Origin of the sequence: Streptomyces cynarae, from assembly GCF_025642135.1 — a bacterium.
Taxonomy (GTDB): domain Bacteria; phylum Actinomycetota; class Actinomycetes; order Streptomycetales; family Streptomycetaceae; genus Streptomyces; species Streptomyces cynarae.
In genome coordinates, this window is the sequence record NZ_CP106793.1 from 4,240,963 (window position 1) to 4,257,291 (window position 16,329).

Genomic DNA, 16,329 nt, shown 5'->3' on the forward strand with positions numbered 1-16,329 from the left:
GGCTCACAGGGGCGTGCACCGTGTGCGTCAGAGAGGAGCCGGAGCACCCGATGACCGAGCAGACCATCCGTGCGGCGGGCTGTGTCCTGTGGCGCCGCTCGCCCGTCGACGGCGCCCTGGAGATCTGTCTGGTGCACCGGCCGAAGTACGACGACTGGTCCCACCCCAAGGGCAAGCTGAAGCGCGGCGAGGACCCGCTCACGGGAGCGCTGCGGGAGGTGGCGGAGGAGACGGGCTACACCGCCGCGCCCGGCGCGGCCCTGCCCACCGCGCACTATCTGGCGGGCGGACGCCCCAAGCAGGTCCACTACTGGGCGGCCGAGGCGACGGGCGGCTCCTTCGCCCCCAGCCGCGAGGTCGACCGCGTCCTGTGGCTCCCCCCGGCCGCGGCCCGCCACCGCCTGACCCACCCCCGCGACAAGGAACTCGTCGACACGCTGCTGCGGGTACTGGAACAGCCGACCGCTCGGACACCCGTCACGGAATGACACATGCGGGCAGGCGGGCGCCCGACATGAGCCGATCCGGGCGGTTGGGTGGAGTGAAGAAGGTCGCGAGGAGAATCCGGGATCGCCCCGTGTCCTCGACGTAAGCGTTCCGTGACCTAACCACACCGTCCGCAGGGGTTCACCCCCAGTTCACTTTCGGCCATAGGCGCCTTCACCTGATCTGCCTAATTTCGGCCTTACCAGGTGGCGGGCGCGCCTCGCTTGCGCGCCCACATCACCCACCCCTCGCACGCCGCCGAATCAGGACGGCGGCTCCTGGAAGGAACTCCCGAAAGTGAAGCTTCAGCGCATGAACCGGCGGGCCCTCACCCTCGGTGCTCTCGCCGTCTCCGGCGCCCTGGCCCTCACGGCGTGCGGCTCCGACGACACCGGCTCCAAGAGCAGCGGCGGCGGCAGCAGCGCCTCCGCGGGTGTGGCCAACACCAGCTCGATCAAGTGCGACAACGCCAAGGGTCAGCTGCTCGCCGACGGCTCCTCCGCGCAGAAGAACGCGATCGACGCCTGGACGGCCGCGTTCAGCCAGGCCTGCCAGGGTGTGCAGATCAACTACAAGGGCAGCGGCTCCGGTGCCGGTGTCACCGCGTTCACCCAGGGCCAGCTCGCCTTCGCCGGTTCCGACTCCGCGCTGAAGCCCGAAGACGTCGAGGCCTCCAAGAAGGTCTGCACCGGTGGCGGCCAGGGCATCGACCTGCCGATGGTCGGCGGCCCGATCGCCGTCGGCTACAACCTGCCGGGCGTGGACAACCTGGTCCTGGACGCCACCACGCTGGCCAAGATCTTCAACAGCGACATCAAGACCTGGGACGACCCGGCGATCAAGAAGCTGAATCCGAACGCCAAGCTGCCGTCCACCAAGATCTCGGCCTTCCACCGTTCGGACGAGTCCGGCACCACGGACAACTTCACCAAGTACCTGAAGGCCGCGGCCCCCTCCGTCTGGGGCAAGTACTCCGGCGGCAAGGCCTGGCAGGCCCCGGGCGGCCAGTCCGCTCCGCAGTCCGCGGGTGTGGCCCAGCAGGTGAAGCAGACCGCCGGCGCCATCGGCTACTTCGAGCTGTCCTACGCCAAGGACATGACCACGGCCGCCATCGACACGGGCGCCTCCTCCCCGGTCAAGCCCTCCACCGACGCCGCCAGCAAGGCCATCGCGGACGCCAAGGTCGTCGGCACCGGCAAGGACCTGGCGCTGAAGCTCAACTACACCACCAAGGCCGACGGCGCCTACCCGATGGTCCTGGTCACCTACGAGATCGTCTGCGACAAGGGCAACAAGGCGGACACCCTGCCCGCCACCAAGGCCTTCCTGGGCTACATCGCCAGCACGGACGGCCAGTCGATCCTGACCCAGAACAGCTACGCGCCGATCCCCGACGCGATCATCTCCAAGGTCCGCACCACCATCGAGGGCCTGAGCTGACCTGAGTGTGCGGCCCGGTCCCGCGGGGCCGGGCCGCACCGTCCGGTGCACCGCCGCCTGGAGCCGAGCCACGAGCGCGGCTCCGCAGACCGGAGATCCCGATGGACATATCAACAAAAAACACACAAGCCCCTCCCCCCGCCCCACAGCCGTCCGTGGCCGAACAGAAGCGTGCGGCCCGCGGCGCCACCCGGCCCGGAGACCGGATCTTCCTCGGTCTGTCCCGTGGGTCGGGCATCCTGCTGCTGGTGATCATGGCCGCGATCGCGGTCTTCCTCGCCTACCGGGCCTACCTGGCCATCAGCAAGGACCACGGCAACTTCCTGACCACCTTCGAGTGGAACACCGGAGCGATTCCGCCGGTCTTCGGCATCGCCGTCCTGGCGTTCGGCACGGTGGTCTCCTCGATCATCGCCATGGTCATCGCGGTCCCGATCGCGGTCGCCATCGCGCTCTTCCTCACGCACTACGCCCCGCGCCGGCTCTCCGGTCCCATCGCGTACGTGATCGACCTGCTCGCCGCCGTGCCGTCCATCGTCTACGGCCTGTGGGGCGCCCTGATCCTCGTACCGCACCTGACCGGCCTCTTCAGCTGGCTGAACGACTACCTCGGCTGGACCGGCATCCTGTCCTGGGACGGCGGCCCGCCGCGCTCGCTGCTCACCGTGGGCATCCTGCTCGCGATCATGATCCTGCCGATCGTCACCAACGTGAGCCGTGAGGTCTTCCGCCAGGTCCCGCGCATGCACGAGGAGGCGGCTCTCGCCCTCGGCGCCACGCGCTGGGAGGTCATCCGCATGGCGGTGCTGCCCTTCGGCCGCTCCGGCGTCATCTCCGCCTCGATGCTCGGCCTCGGCCGCGCGCTCGGCGAGACGATGGCCGTCGCCACCGTGCTCTCCCCGGACTTCCTCATCCACGGCAGCCTGCTCAACCCGGGCGGCGGCACCTTCGCCCAGAACATCGCCAGCAAGTTCAACGAGGCGACGGAGTACGGCCGTGACGCGCTGATCGCCTCCGGTCTGGTCCTGTTCGTCATCACCCTGCTGGTCAACGGCGCGGCCCGCGTGATCATCGCCCGCCGCAAGGAGTACTCGGGGGCCAACGCATGAGCAACGCACTTGTCGCCGACAAGCGCCCCAGCACCCTGCGCGGCGCCCGCCTGCCCAAGTGGTCCCCGTGGGCCATCGCCGCCGGTTCGATCGCCGTGGCGTGCGGCATCGGCGCCGCCGCCGGTCTGACGAGCCACGTCCAGTGGGGCCTGATCGCCGCGATCCTCTTCCTGCTCGGCACCTACGCCATCGCCGCGCGCGTCGAGGGCCGCCGTCAGGCCAAGGACCGGATCGCGACCTCCCTGGTGTGGGTGGCCTTCCTGCTCGCCGTGATTCCGCTGGTCTCCCTGGTGTGGACGACCGTCTCGCGCGGTGTGAAGGTCCTCGACGTCTACTTCCTGACCCACTCGATGGGCGTCGTCCCCGACTCCCAGCCCGGCGGTGGCATCTACCACGCCATCCTCGGCAGCCTCGAGCAGGTCGGCCTCGCCACCGTCATCGGTGCGCCGATCGGCGTGCTCACCGCCATCTACCTGGTGGAGTACGGGCGCGGCAGGCTCGCCCAGGCCGTCACCTTCTTCGTCGACGTGATGACCGGTATCCCGTCGATCGTCGCGGGTCTGTTCATCCTCAGCCTGATGCTGATCTTCAAGATGGAGCCCTTCGGATTCGCCGGTTCGCTCGCCCTGGCCATCCTGATGATGCCGGTCGTGGTCCGCTCCACGGAGGAGATGCTCAAGCTCGTCCCGAACGAGCTGCGCGAGGCGTCCCTCGCGCTCGGCGTCCCGAAGTGGCGCACCATCCTGAAGGTGGTCCTGCCCACCTCCATCGGCGGCATCACCACCGGCATCATGCTGTCGATCGCCCGTATCGCCGGTGAGACCGCGCCGGTCCTGCTGCTGGTGTTCGGCAACCGCTTCATCAACGCCAACCCCTTCGAGGGTGCCCAGCAGTCGCTGCCGCTGTACATCTACCAGCAGTACGCGAACAGTGCCGGCGCCAACGCGGCGTACGACCGGGCCTGGGCGGCGTCGCTGACGCTGATCGCCTTCGTGATGATCCTCAACCTGCTGGCCCGCGGCATCGCCCGCTGGAAGGCCCCGCGCTGACAATGTGCGGCTCCGCCGCGTGGCCGGTCGCTGAGGCGACCATTTCCGGCTCCGCCCGGGCGGGGCGATACAGCGACCGATCAAGACTTTCTGGAAGTGAAGTAGTCATGGCCAAGCGAATCGACGTAAGCGGGCTCACCGCCTACTACGGCTCCCACAAGGCGATCGAGGACATCTCGATGTCGATCGAGCCGCGGTCGGTGACGGCGTTCATCGGCCCCTCCGGCTGCGGCAAGTCGACGTTCCTGCGCACCCTCAACCGTATGCACGAGGTGACGCCGGGCGGGCGCGTCGAGGGCAAGGTGCTGCTCGACGACGAGGACCTGTACGGCTCCGGGATCGACCCGGTCTCCGTCCGCCGTGAGGTGGGCATGGTCTTCCAGCGCCCCAACCCCTTCCCCACGATGTCGATCTTCGACAACGTGGCGGCCGGTCTGCGGCTGAACGGCAACTACAAGAAGAGCGAGCTGGCGGACATCGTCGAGAAGTCGCTCAAGGGCGCCAACCTCTGGAACGAGGTGAAGGACCGCCTGAACAAGCCGGGCTCCGGCCTGTCCGGTGGTCAGCAGCAGCGTCTGTGCATCGCGCGGGCGATCGCGGTGGAGCCGAAGGTGCTCCTGATGGACGAGCCCTGCTCCGCCCTCGACCCGATCTCCACCCTCGCCATCGAGGACCTGATCGGCGAGCTGAAGGAGCGCTTCACGATCGTCATCGTGACGCACAACATGCAGCAGGCGGCCCGTGTCTCGGACCGCACGGCGTTCTTCAACCTGGCGGCCGTGGGCCAGCCGGGCAAGCTGATCGAGATCGACGACACCGAGCGGATCTTCTCCAACCCGTCGGTCCAGGCGACCGAGGACTACATCTCGGGTCGCTTCGGCTGATCCGGCGGTCCGTCCGAAGACTCCTCGCGGTGCTGCATGGCGGTGCCACCGCGAGGCCGAAGAGGGCCCGCCCCTGGCTCCCGGGGGCGGGCCCGCTCGTGTCCCGGGCCGCTACTCGGCCACTTCCGTACGCTCCCACCACCGGTAGACGGTGACGTTCTGCGCCTCGACATCCTGATGACGCGTGGTGACCTTGTAGTGCTCGTACCCACCACGGTGCGGAATCTTGAGCTCCTGGCCGGGAGGAACAACCGGCACGACCTTCCCGGCCAGTTCCTCGGGTCCACCTTCAAGAAGTGCCTTGCTACCCATAACTCCAGTTTTGCCACCCTGCCGACACCCGCATCTCGAGCCACGGGCCGGCACGGTGCCACCGGAGTCCGCGTCCCTACAGGAACGCCAGGTCGATCAGCCCGAACGCCGTGGCCGCGACCAGCGCCGCCGCCGGCATCGTGATGAACCAGCCCAGGACGATGTTCTTCGCCACGCCCCAGCGCACCGCGTTCACCCGCTTGGTCGCGCCCACGCCCATGATCGCCGAGGTGATCACATGCGTCGTGGAGATCGGCGCCTTGAACAGGAACGCCGTCGCGAACATGATCGACGCCCCCGTGGTCTCCGCCGCGAACCCCTGCGGCGGGTCCAGTTCGATGATCTTGCGGCCCAGCGTGCGCATGATGCGCCAGCCGCCCGCGTACGTGCCCAGCGACAGCATCGCCGCGGAGACGAGCTTCACCCACACCGGGATCGGGTCCCCGTACTTCTCGACGTCCGCGATGACCAGGGCCATCACCACGACGCCCATCGTCTTCTGCGCGTCCTGCAGACCGTGGCCGAGCGCCATGCCCGCGGCCGACACCGTCTGCGCTATCCGGAAGCCGCGCTTCGCCTTGTGCGGGTTGGACCGGCGGAAGATCCACATGATGGCCGTCATCACCAGGTAGCCGACGACCAGGCCCACCACCGGCGACAGGAACATGGGGGTGATGATCTTGTCCACGACGCCGGACCAGTGCACCGCCGTACCGCCTGCGAGGGCCGCGCCCACCAGTCCGCCGAACAACGCGTGCGACGAGGACGACGGCAGGCCGTAGTACCAGGTGATCAGGTTCCAGACGATGGCGCCGAGCAGTGCCGCGAAGAGGATCCCCATCCCCTTGCCGCCCTGGGGCGTCTGGATCAGCCCCTCACTGACCGTCTTCGCCACGCCGCTGCCGAGGAAGGCGCCGGCGAGGTTCATCACCGCCGCCATCGCCAGCGCCGCCCGCGGGGTCAGCGCCCGCGTCGACACCGATGTCGCGATGGCGTTCGCGGAGTCGTGGAAGCCGTTGGTGTATGCGAAGAGGAGTGCGACCAGGATGGTCAGGATGAGAGCGAAGGTGTCCATGGACGCCTCAGGACTCCTTGACCGCGATGGTCTCCACGGTGTTGGCCACGTGCTCGAAAGCGTCCGCGGCCTCCTCCAGCACGTCCACGATCTGCTTGAGTTTCAGGACCTCTATCGCGTCGTACTTGCCGTTGAACAGGTGGGCCAGCAGCTTGCGGTGGATCTGGTCCGCCTGGTTCTCCAGCCGGTTGACCTCGATCCAGTACTCCGTGAGGTTCTCCATCGTGCGGAGGTTCGGCATCGCCTCGGCCGTCAGCTCCGCAGCCCGCGCCAGCACCTCGATCTGCTGCTCGACGCCCTTCGGCAGTTCCTCGACGTTGTAGAGGACGACCAGGTCGACGGCCTCCTCCATGAAGTCCATGATGTCGTCGAGGGACGAGGCGAGGGAGTAGATGTCCTCACGGTCGAACGGCGTGATGAACGAGGAGTTCAGCTGGTGGAAGATCGCGTGCGTGGCGTCGTCACCGGCGTGTTCCGCGGCCCGCATACGCTCTGCGATCTCGGCCCGGGCGGAGGCGTCCGCCCCGAGCAGTTCCATCAGGAGTTTCGAGCCGGTGACGATGTTGTCCGCGGATGCGGCGAACATGTCGTAGAAGCTCGTCTCCCTGGGGGTCAGACGAAAGCGCACGTGGGGTCCTCGGGGTGCTTCGGTTTCGGTCAGGCTGATGCTAAGGGCATCTTCCGGCCACGGCTAAGGGGCCGTCCTCCAGTGTCACCCATCGGACAGTGTGGTCCTCACGGGGGCACTGCGGAGGTGGCCGGGCAGTGACCAAGGGCCGTATACCCAGCAAAGTTCGTTACCATATACCCGTGGGGGGTATCTCTCCGCAGCGGGGCACGAGGAGGACGCGATGACGACGACCGAGGCCGGCGCGACAGCGCCCTCGGGGGGCACCGACGCCGTGGTGACCGATCACGACCGCGGCATCCACGGCTACCACAAGCAGAAGGGCGAGCACCTCAAGCGCCTGCGCCGCATCGAAGGCCAGATCCGCGGCCTGCAGCGCATGGTCGACGAGGACGTGTACTGCATCGACATACTCACGCAGGTCTCGGCCTCCACCAAGGCCCTGCAGTCCTTCGCACTCCAGCTGCTGGAGGAGCATCTGCGCCACTGTGTCGCGGACGCCGCACTCAAGGGCGGCGCGGAGATCGACGCGAAGGTGGAGGAGGCGACGAAGGCGATCGGCCGCCTGCTGCGTACCTGACGACGGCGGCTCACTCGCCGGAGGCGTCCCGTTCCTCGGCCACCCTCAGCACCTCGTCGATGCTTTCCAGACTCAGCCTGTCCTCGTCCGCGGCCGAGGCCGCGATGATCAGGTCACCGCACAGTTCGATCTCGGCGAGGGCCACGTGGTCCTGTACTGCCGTACCGCCGACCGGAGCCACGTGCATCACCTCTTTCTGCCGTCACCGACTTCCCGGGGCCGGCTTCCTAGCGTAGGGAGCGGCCCCCGGGCGGCGCATGGCACGGACGGACCATTTCCGGCCCCCTCAACCGCGCCACTTCCGGCCGCTCGCCCGCACCACGACCGGCCCCGCGCCCGCACCTCACTGCTCGGCGATCTTCCCGGCGAAGATGTCCCCGGACGCCGGCAGCCGTACGTCGGCCGGGGCCCCGAAGTCGTACAGCACCGTGGTCGAGGCCACCGCCACCGGCGTCTTCTGCCGCCCGCCCACGAAGCTGAACCGGTGGCGGACCTCACGGATGCGCCCCTCGTCGTCGAGGTAGGCGTCGAACGGGACTTCGGCTGTGGCGAACCCTTTCGCCGCCGCCTGGAGCGCCTTCCTGCTCCCGGCGGACGCGTCGCGCGCCGCGAGCCCGATGTCGGCGACCCCGCGGTAGTGCCGCACCGGGGTCCCGCCGATCCGGGTCCTGCCGACGTACGTCGCCTTCCGCACCCCGCGCAGCAGCTCCGCGGCCGTGTACGGGTCGGTGGCGCCGCCGGTGACCAGGTTGCCGTCGGAGAGCGTGGCCGTGTCGACCCGCACCCACTTGTCGGCGGGCACCCCGGCACCCCGGTTCTTCATGAAGAGGGCGCCCGGCGCGAGCAGTTCGGTGATGGGGCGGTGCTCGTCGGCGCCCGCCGGGTCCTGAGGGAGCGTCACCGTCAGCCGCCCGAGCCGGCCCCGGTAGTCGTAGACCCCCTCGCCGCGGATGGTGACCCGGGTGCCGCCGGTCGCCATCTCCATCGACGTACGCGCCTTGGAACTGCCGGCGCGCACCAGGGCGGCGGCCGCCTGGTGCAGCGCCTGGACGGCGCCCGTACCCGAGCGCGCGTCCTCGGCGGCGGCCCCGTCGCCGGCACAGCCGGTGAGCGAGGGCGAGCAGACCAGGAGCCCCACCGTCGCGACGACCGCCGCACCGACCCGACCGCGCTGCCGCACCACCATCGCCTGCCTACCCCCAGCCGGTCCGTCCCGGTGCCCTCCTGTCGTTCCGGTTAACGACGGGTAGGAGGACCCGTCACGCGTGCCTTCGGCAATTCACTTGCCCTGGGTAACCTTGTGGGAGTGGAGCAGCAGGACATCGCCACCGGCCCCGAGGAGCACCGCACGACAACGGTCGAACAGGGCCGTTTCTGTGTGGCCCGGTGCAGTTGCGGCTGGCGGGGGCCGGCCCGCAGAGCCCGCAGCCTGGCAAGGTCGGACGCGGAGGTGCACGGGGCCGGATAGAGGTGTCCCCGAACTCCGGTTGCCCCTTCGGACAGACGCGTCCACACCGTCCTCGCCCTGTAGCGATTCTGTGGCACTCACCTGCGCAACCCTCCGCGACGAGCCCCCGTCTCGTTCTGCGGAACCCAAGGGAGGCGCACATGCAACGGCGTACGTTCATCGGCGGGGCCACCGCCGCGCTCGCGGCGACGGTCACCACCACCGCGTGCAGCGGCGGTGCTTCAGCCGGCACTGGCACGTCCCTGCGGACGGACAGCGCCGGCGCACAGGCCCCCGCCAACTGGACGGCCCTGGCCAGGGATCTGGACGGCACCCTGGTGCGCCCCGGCGACCGCGCCTGGCCCACTGCCCGGCAGCTGTACAACACCCGCTTCGACGGACTGAAGCCGGCGGCCGTGGCGTACGTGGCGCACACCGACGACATCCGCACCGCGCTGGAGTACGCGCGCGTGCACCGCGTCAAGGTCGCCATACGCAACGGCGGGCACTCCTACGCCGGCTGGTCCTCGGGCGACGGACGGCTGATCATCGACGTGGGCAAGCTGAACACGATACGGGCGAGCGGCAGCGAGGCGGTCATCGGCGCGGGTTCCAAGCTGATCGACGTCTACCGCGCGCTCACCGCGAAGGGCGTGACGATACCCGCCGGATCGTGCCCCACGGTCGGCGTCTCCGGCCTCACCCTCGGCGGCGGCCACGGAGTGGTCTCCCGGGCGTACGGACTGACCTGCGACAGCCTCACCCAGGCGACCCTGGTCACGGCGGACGGCAAGCAGGTCGTCGCGAACGCCACCGAGAACAAGGACCTGTTCTGGGCCCTGCGCGGCGCGGGCAACGGCAACTTCGGCGTCGTCACCGAACTCCGCTTCAGGACCCACCCGGCGCCGCAGGCCGTCTCGGCTTACCTGACCTGGCCGTGGTCCAAGGCCGCCGCCGTGCTCAGGGCCTGGCAGGAGTGGGGCCCCGGCCAGCCCGACGAGATCTGGTCCTCCTGCCACCTCGAGAACGGCGGCACCCCCACCGTCTCCGTCGCCGCCTTCTCGCTCGGCACCTACGGCGAACTCCAGAACGCCGTCGACCGCCTGGCCGCCAAGGTCGGCGCCCCGGCACGCAGCGTCTCGCTCCGGCGGCACTCCTACCGGGGCGCGATGGAGGCGTACGCGGGCTGCTCCTCCTTCCCCACAGCCGCCCAGTGCCACCTGCCGGGCTCCACACCGGGTCGCAGCCCGCAGGGCGCCCTCGGCCGGGAGACGTACGCGGCCCGCTCCGACTTCTTCGACCGCTCGATCCCGGCGGCCGGCATACAGACGCTCCTGCGGCAGATCGCACAGGTGCGGGGCGGCGCGGGCAGCGTCGCGTTCATCGCGCTCGGCGGCGCGGTCAACCGGGTGGCGCCGACGGCGACGGCGTTCGTGCACCGCCGTTCGCGGATGCTGGCGCAGTACATCGCGAGCTGGCGGGCCGGCACCTCCGGCGCGACCGCGCAGTCCTGGCTGAATTCCGCGCACACGTCGATGCGCGGCTACGCGTCCGGGGCGGCGTACCAGAACTACACGGACCCGACCCTGTCGAACTGGCGGAAGGCGTACTACGGGGACGCGGCCACGCGCCTCGCCCAGCTGAAGCACCGGTACGACCCGGACGGCTTCTTCACATTCCCGCAGTCGCTGTGACCGCGCCCGGGCATGTGGGAGCCCTACGCCGCCAGGTCCCTGTCCTGAGGGCAGGACGGCTCGCGCCGCGCCCCGGAGATCACGGTCTCCGCGGCACGCCCACCGCGGGCCCGGATCAGTCGGCCGGCGCGGGGTGAGCGTTCGACGGCCTTCATGACCGGGGTGAGCATCGCCGTGGCGAGCGGGGAGAGCAGCAGGGCGACGGCCGTGCCGAGGGCGAAGCCGCCGATGACGTCCGTCGGGTAGTGCACACCCATGTAGACCCGGCAGAAGCCCTCGAGGAGCGCCAGGCCGAGACCGAGCAGCCCGAACTTCCGGTTCGCGACGAAGAGTCCGACGGCCATGGCCATGGTGAGCGTGGCGTGGTCGCTGACGAAGGAGTAGTCGGTCTTGCCGCTGACGAGGACGTCGAGCCCCTGGTGGTCGACGAACGGCCGGGGGCGCTCCACGAAGCCCCGGATCGGCACGTTCACCAGCACGGCGATACCGGCGGCCAGGGGCGCCCAGACGATCGCCGCCACGGAGGACGCCGCGTCCTCACCGCCCCTGCGCCGCACACTCGTCCAGCACCACAGGGCGAGCAGCACCATGGCGAGCAGCAGACCCCACTCGCCGACGAACCCCATGACCCGGTCGAACCAGTGCGGCGCTTCCTTGGCCAGGCCATTGATGTCGTAGAGCAGATCGACGTCGGGGTTCGACCCTGACTCGGCCAGTCCAGCCATCGTGCGCGGCCCCTTCGTCGTCCGTCCCGTCCGCGGACACGCCGTGCGCGCGCCGCTGCACCACCCCCGTGGTCGTAGATCCGCTCCACGCCGAGCCGGCTGCCGTACGTCAACGCCCTACGGGAGAAGGAACGCACAGTCCTGTTCCCCACGTTCCGCATTCCACCGAATGATCACGCAGACGTTATCGAAGAGAGACACGTCTTCGCAGCTCAAGGGGGTGGGCGTGAGGGAAGGTTCCAGCCAGTCCGTAGCCGCCCATGCGCCGTTCACATCCCGATTCACACCGTCGTGGGCAGCGCTTTCGCGCCATCCGCGGTGACACGCGTCGCCCCGAAGTAGTCGGAGTTGTCGATCGGGTCGAAACGGATCACGGCACCGGTTCTCGGCGCATCGATCATGTAGCCGCCGCCGACGTAGATCCCGACGTGGTGGATGGCGCGGGAATCGGTCGGGTCGTGCGAGAAGAACACCAGGTCGCCGGGGAGCAGCTCGTTGCGGCTGGGGTGCGGTCCGGCGTTGTACTGGTCGTTGGCGACGCGCGGCAGCGTGATGCCGACGCTCGCGTACGCGGCCTTGGTCAGGCCGGAGCAGTCGAAGCGTCCGCCCTCCTCCGGAGTGCCGTCGCCGCCCCACAGATAGGGGGTGCCGAGCTTCTGCTGCGCGTAGTTGATCGCGCCGGCCGCCTGCTTGGAGGGGTCGAGCCGCTGGACGGGCGCGGCGAAGCTCTTTGCCAGGGTGGTGATGGTCCTGACGTAGTTCTGGGTCTCCTTGTACGGCGGCACGCCTCCGTACCGGATGACCGCGTACGCCCCCGCGTTGTACGCGGCGAGCATGTTCTCCGTCGGGTTGCCGGGCTCGTCCTTGACGTAGGAGGCGAGCTTGCAGTCGTAGGAGGCGGCCGACGGGATCGCGTCGCGCGGATCCCACACGTCGGCCTTGCCGTCGCCGTTGCCGTCGATGCCGTGGATGGCCCAGGTGCCGGGGATGAACTGCGCTATGCCCTCGGCCTTCGCGGGGCTCTTGGCGTTCGGGTTGAAGCCGCTCTCCTGGTAGAGCTGGGCGGCCAGCAGCGCGGGGTTGATGGCGCTGCACAGGTTGCCCCACTTCTGCACGATGGCGGAGTACGCGGCGGGGACGGCGTTCTTGGCGAGGGCGACGGATCCCCCGCCGATGCCGCTCGCGAGGTTCCCGGCGACCGTGTAGACCCCGACGACGAGCAGCATCACGAAGCTCAGCGCGGCACCGACGGCTACGGTCGCCCAGATCCACGCCTTACGCACCGTCAACCGCCCCTCGCCGCCCGGGAGTACGCCGAGGGTCAGTGTAGGGGCGAGAGCTGTCCGACGACCCTGAAAAGCCCTGGCCGCACGACGTGGACCGCAGAGGATCGGCCACCGGGGAAGGGGCCGGGGATTTTGACCGCCGGATGACGGCGGTGGCCCTACCGCCGGGTGCGGCGGTGGTCCTGCCGGCCGAGTGGCGGCAGTAGTCCTACGCACCGGACGCGGCGGTGGTGTTGCCTGCCAGGTGGCGGCAGTAGTCCTACGCACCGGACGCAACGGTGGTGTTGCCCGAAAGGTGGCGGCAGCAGTCCTACGCGCCAGGCGCGGCGGTGGTGTTACGCGCCGGCCGCGGTAGCGGTGCTACCCGCCGGGCGCGGTGCTGGCCCTGCTCGCCAGGCGGCGGCAGTAGTCCTACGCGCCAGGCGCGGCGGTGGTCCTCCCCGCCGGACGCGGCAGTGGTCCTCCCCGCCGGACGCGGCGGCGGTATTGCCCGCCAGGCACGGCGGTGGTGTTACGCGCCGGGCGCGGCAGTGGTCCTCCCCGCCACACGCGGCGGCGGTATTGCCCGCCAGGCACGGCGGTGGTGTTACGCGCCGGACGCGGCAGTGGTCCTCCCCGCCACACGCGGCGGCGGTATTGCCCGCCAGGCACGGCGGTGGTGTTACGCGCCGGGCGCGGTAGTCGTGCTACCCGCCGGACGCGGCGATGGTGTGACGCGCCGGGCGCGGCGGTAGCGCTACCCGTCGGCGCGGACCGTGCTACCCGGTCGACGCGGCCCGGTACAGATCCGCGGCCTCGCGGCCGAGCACGACGCTGTAGGACACGTCCGGGGTGGAACCGCCCTGTTCGTGTCCGCCGAGGATGCCCACGACCTCGCCGTAGCCGTTGACCCAGGGGCTGCCGCTCGTGCCGCTGGTGAAGCTCGGGCAGTCGATGCGCTGCTGGGTGCGGCTGTGGGCGGTCGGCCTGTTGGTGCAGGTGATCGGGGATTCCTGGGAGTCGGGGTAGCCAGTGACGGTGACGGCGGTGGCGCCGGTCTCGTGCCCGGTGACGAACTTGTTGCCCCCAACGATGCTCTCGACCTCGACGCCGCCGATGGACTCCACGGTGGCGAACGCCACGTCGCTGTCCTCGTCCTGCCCACCGCTCCAGCGGTCACCGACGAAGGTCCTGGTCACCTTCCACACACCGTAGGGCGCCTTGCCGTCCCGGTAGCCCGGGGCGAACCAGAGGGTGCCGCTGCCCGCGCAGTGCGCGGCGGTCACGATCAGGTTGCCCTGCTTGCTGTGCACGACGGAGGCGGTGCAGAAGTGACCCCCCTCCAGCCCGCCGGACTCGCCGAACAGCGCTCCGATGCGGGAGCTGGCCCGAGTGGCCGGCGCCTGCATGGTCACGCCCAGCGGTCCGGGACCGCCGGCGGCCGCCGCCACGGAGGAGGACGTGGCAGCCAGCAGCACGACGGCGACGAAGAACGCGTGCCGACGGTTGCCAGGGGGGCGTCTGATGCGGTTCATCACCTCTTACTGTGGCCCAGAAAGGTGAGAAAAACTCTGTGAGTACCCTGAAATTCCTCTATGAGGTCGCATTCCCGCAGCTCAACGGGGGCATTCGGCCCAAACCAACTCCCCCTTCCCGTCGCTGCACGCACGTGCGATGAACTCCAGTTCGAAACAAGCCTCCTGCCCCGCCCTGCAGGCGGATGCGCGTAGACCGTCCCGCACGGCACCCTCAGCACCCTCCCTGTGAACCCCGTCAAGCCGGCGCCACGCCCCTGCCATCCCCCGGCCATCGACCAGTAAGGCGGGCACCTCGGTTCGGCAATGCGGGAGTCAGGAATTCCGGAGCCTCTTGTTTGTCGCGTACTCAACAAGTCAGGGTCGTCCCGGGCCGCCGCCTCGTCGCCGGGGACACCGAACCGGCGACGCACCCGCACGCACTTCCCTGTCAATCCGACTCAGGAGAACGCACGTTGCGTACGACACCCCCCAACAGGTCGGCCAGGCCCGGCAGGTGGCGCCGCGTGGGCTCGGCCGCCGTCGCCACCGCCGCCCTCGTGTTCGCCGGCCTCGGCACCGCGGCCCAAGCGGACGCTGCCGCCTCGGCGACGACCTCGTCCGCGAAATCCTCCTCCGCCACGTCCGCCTCATCCAAGGTGACCTGGACCCGCTCCTGCGCCCTGCCCAAGAAGAAGGGCGAGATGGCCTGCAACGCCCTGCGCGTCACCGGCGGCATCACGGCCTTCCAGCGGCAGCAGGCCGAGCAGGAGGGCATCACGCCCCGGGCCGTCTCCCCGAAGGCCGCCTCCGACTCCCCCACCGGCTACGGCCCCGGCGACCTCCAGTCGGCCTACGGCCTGACCGACGCCGCCGCCGGCAACGGCTCCGGCGAGACCATCGCGATCGTCGACGCGTACGACGACCCGAACGCCGAGTCCGACCTCGCCCAGTACCGCTCCTACTACGGCCTCCCGGACTGCACCTCCGACAACGGCTGCTTCACCAAGGTCAGCCAGACCGGCTCCACCACCTCCCTCCCCTCCGCCGACAGCGGCTGGGCCGGTGAGATATCCCTCGACCTCGACATGGCCTCCGCCGTCTGCCCGAACTGCAGCATCCTGCTCGTCGAGGCCAAGTCCGCCTCGATGAGCGACCTGGGCACCGCCGTCAACGAGGCCGTCAAGCTCGGCGCCGAGTTCGTCTCCAACAGCTACGGCGGCTCCGAGTCCTCCTCCGACTCGACGTACGACTCCTCGTACTTCAAGCACCCGGGCGTCGCGATCACCGTGAGCGCGGGCGACGAGGGGTACGGCGCCGAGTACCCGGCCGCCTCCAAGTACGTCACCGCCGTCGGCGGCACCCGGCTCTCCACCGCCTCCAACAGCCGCGGCTGGAGCGAGAGCGTGTGGAACACGAGCAGCACCGAGGGCACCGGCTCGGGCTGCTCCGCGTACGACGCCAAGCCGTCCTGGCAGACCGACTCCGGCTGCTCCAAGCGCATGGTCGCCGACGTCTCGGCCGTCGCCGACCCCGCCACCGGCGTCTCGGTCTACGACACCTACGGCGACGGCACCGGCTGGGTGACCTACGGCGGCACCAGCGCCTCGGCGCCCATCATCGCTGGTGTCTACGCCCTGGCCGGCACCCCGGGCAGCACCGACTACCCGGCCGCCTACCCGTACGCCGCGGCCGGCACGTCCGCCCTCAACGACGTCACCAGCGGCAGCAACGGCTCCTGCTCCACCAGCTACTTCTGCACGGCCCGGTCCGGCTACGACGGCCCGACCGGCTGGGGCACCCCGGAGGGGATCGACGCCTTCACCCGCTGATCCCCTTCCCCCGCACATGACGGACGCCGTCAGCGAGTAAGTGGGGACTTACCGACGGCACCCTCCGGGAGACGGGCCGCGGCAACCGGCCGCGGCCCGTCGCCGTGCGTGCTCCCGGCTCCCCGTACGCCCCGTGCTTCGGCGCACATCCGTGCGATCTGACATGCCACCACCCGACGCGTGCGCGCCCCCCGTTCAGGGATAGCCTTCCGCTCGTACGGGTGACGCCCGTACGCCACGGGCCGGCCGGTCGGCTGCCGCCAGGGGGCCAACCAGGCCTCAGGGCGCA

Annotated in this window: 17 protein-coding genes; 9 read left to right on the plus strand and 8 right to left on the minus strand. The window is 69.9% G+C overall.

Features of this window, described 5'->3' with window-relative positions; translation table 11 throughout:
- Positions 1-50: 50 nt before the first annotated feature.
- From N8I84_RS19450 to pstB, 5 genes are all read left to right on the plus strand, one after another.
- The gene (locus N8I84_RS19450; RefSeq protein ID WP_263230720.1) at positions 51-488 is read left to right on the plus strand and encodes an NUDIX hydrolase; all 438 of its coding nucleotides are present in this window, start codon (positions 51-53) and stop codon (positions 486-488) included.
- Between the two features lie 295 nt (positions 489-783).
- Positions 784-1,926: a phosphate ABC transporter substrate-binding protein PstS gene (gene pstS / locus N8I84_RS19455; protein WP_263230721.1), complete on the plus strand. Its 1,143-nt coding sequence runs from the start codon at positions 784-786 to the stop codon at positions 1,924-1,926.
- 101 nt (positions 1,927-2,027) lie between these two features.
- Positions 2,028-3,035, plus strand: coding sequence for a phosphate ABC transporter permease subunit PstC (gene pstC, locus N8I84_RS19460; protein WP_263230722.1), 1,008 nt, complete (start codon positions 2,028-2,030; stop codon positions 3,033-3,035).
- Complete coding sequence (gene pstA, locus N8I84_RS19465; protein ID WP_263230723.1) at positions 3,032-4,084, plus strand: phosphate ABC transporter permease PstA; 1,053 nt, start codon at positions 3,032-3,034, stop codon at positions 4,082-4,084. The genes pstC and pstA overlap by 4 nt, the downstream gene beginning before the upstream one ends.
- Positions 4,085-4,191: 107 nt before the next feature.
- The gene (gene pstB, locus N8I84_RS19470) at positions 4,192-4,968 is read left to right on the plus strand and encodes a phosphate ABC transporter ATP-binding protein PstB (RefSeq protein WP_200421056.1); all 777 of its coding nucleotides are present in this window, start codon (positions 4,192-4,194) and stop codon (positions 4,966-4,968) included.
- Positions 4,969-5,079: 111 nt separating this feature from the next.
- On the opposite strand, the gene N8I84_RS19475 is transcribed toward pstB, so the two are convergent.
- From N8I84_RS19475 to N8I84_RS19485, 3 genes are all read right to left on the minus strand, one after another.
- Positions 5,080-5,280 carry a DUF5988 family protein gene (locus N8I84_RS19475; RefSeq protein ID WP_200421057.1) on the minus strand — a complete coding sequence of 67 codons (201 nt, stop codon included), beginning with the start codon at positions 5,278-5,280 and terminating at the stop codon, positions 5,080-5,082.
- Positions 5,281-5,356: 76 nt separating this feature from the next.
- A complete protein-coding gene (locus N8I84_RS19480) occupies positions 5,357-6,355 on the minus strand; it encodes an inorganic phosphate transporter (protein WP_263230724.1) in 999 nt (332 codons plus the stop codon).
- Positions 6,356-6,362: 7 nt separating this feature from the next.
- Positions 6,363-6,983, minus strand: coding sequence for a DUF47 domain-containing protein (locus N8I84_RS19485; protein ID WP_055490603.1), 621 nt, complete (start codon positions 6,981-6,983; stop codon positions 6,363-6,365).
- A 223-nt stretch (positions 6,984-7,206) separates the two neighbouring features.
- Between N8I84_RS19485 and N8I84_RS19490 the strand changes: the two genes are divergently transcribed.
- Complete coding sequence (locus tag N8I84_RS19490) at positions 7,207-7,563, plus strand: metal-sensitive transcriptional regulator (protein WP_263230725.1); 357 nt, start codon at positions 7,207-7,209, stop codon at positions 7,561-7,563.
- Between the two features lie 10 nt (positions 7,564-7,573).
- On the opposite strand, the gene N8I84_RS19495 is transcribed toward N8I84_RS19490, so the two are convergent.
- Entirely contained in the window at positions 7,574-7,750 is a 177-nt protein-coding gene (locus N8I84_RS19495) for a hypothetical protein (RefSeq protein WP_263230726.1), read from the minus strand.
- A 156-nt stretch (positions 7,751-7,906) separates the two neighbouring features.
- Positions 7,907-8,749 (minus strand): hypothetical protein, encoded by an 843-nt coding sequence (locus N8I84_RS19500; RefSeq protein ID WP_263230727.1) that lies wholly within the window; start codon positions 8,747-8,749, stop codon positions 7,907-7,909.
- Positions 8,750-8,869: 120 nt separating this feature from the next.
- On the opposite strand from N8I84_RS19500, the gene N8I84_RS19505 reads away from it, so the two are divergent.
- A complete protein-coding gene (locus tag N8I84_RS19505) occupies positions 8,870-9,031 on the plus strand; it encodes a hypothetical protein (protein WP_263235062.1) in 162 nt (53 codons plus the stop codon).
- A gap of 140 nt (positions 9,032-9,171) precedes the next feature.
- A complete protein-coding gene (locus N8I84_RS19510) occupies positions 9,172-10,704 on the plus strand; it encodes an FAD-binding oxidoreductase (protein ID WP_263230728.1) in 1,533 nt (510 codons plus the stop codon).
- A gap of 23 nt (positions 10,705-10,727) precedes the next feature.
- Here the strand turns inward: N8I84_RS19510 and N8I84_RS19515 are convergent, their stop codons facing one another.
- The 3 genes from N8I84_RS19515 to N8I84_RS19525 form a co-directional block, all read right to left on the minus strand.
- Positions 10,728-11,429, minus strand: coding sequence for a phosphatase PAP2 family protein (locus tag N8I84_RS19515; RefSeq protein ID WP_263230729.1), 702 nt, complete (start codon positions 11,427-11,429; stop codon positions 10,728-10,730).
- Between the two features lie 281 nt (positions 11,430-11,710).
- On the minus strand, positions 11,711-12,718 hold the full coding sequence (locus tag N8I84_RS19520) for a C40 family peptidase (RefSeq protein ID WP_263230730.1): 1,008 nt from the start codon (positions 12,716-12,718) through the stop codon (positions 11,711-11,713).
- A 755-nt stretch (positions 12,719-13,473) separates the two neighbouring features.
- Positions 13,474-14,229 carry a trypsin-like serine peptidase gene (locus tag N8I84_RS19525; protein WP_263230731.1) on the minus strand — a complete coding sequence of 252 codons (756 nt, stop codon included), beginning with the start codon at positions 14,227-14,229 and terminating at the stop codon, positions 13,474-13,476.
- A 455-nt stretch (positions 14,230-14,684) separates the two neighbouring features.
- Here N8I84_RS19525 and N8I84_RS19530 point away from each other — a divergent pair, with 455 nt between their 5' ends.
- Positions 14,685-16,040, plus strand: a complete 1,356-nt coding sequence (locus N8I84_RS19530; RefSeq protein WP_263230732.1) for a S53 family peptidase — start codon at positions 14,685-14,687, stop codon at positions 16,038-16,040.
- Positions 16,041-16,329 lie beyond the last annotated feature (289 nt).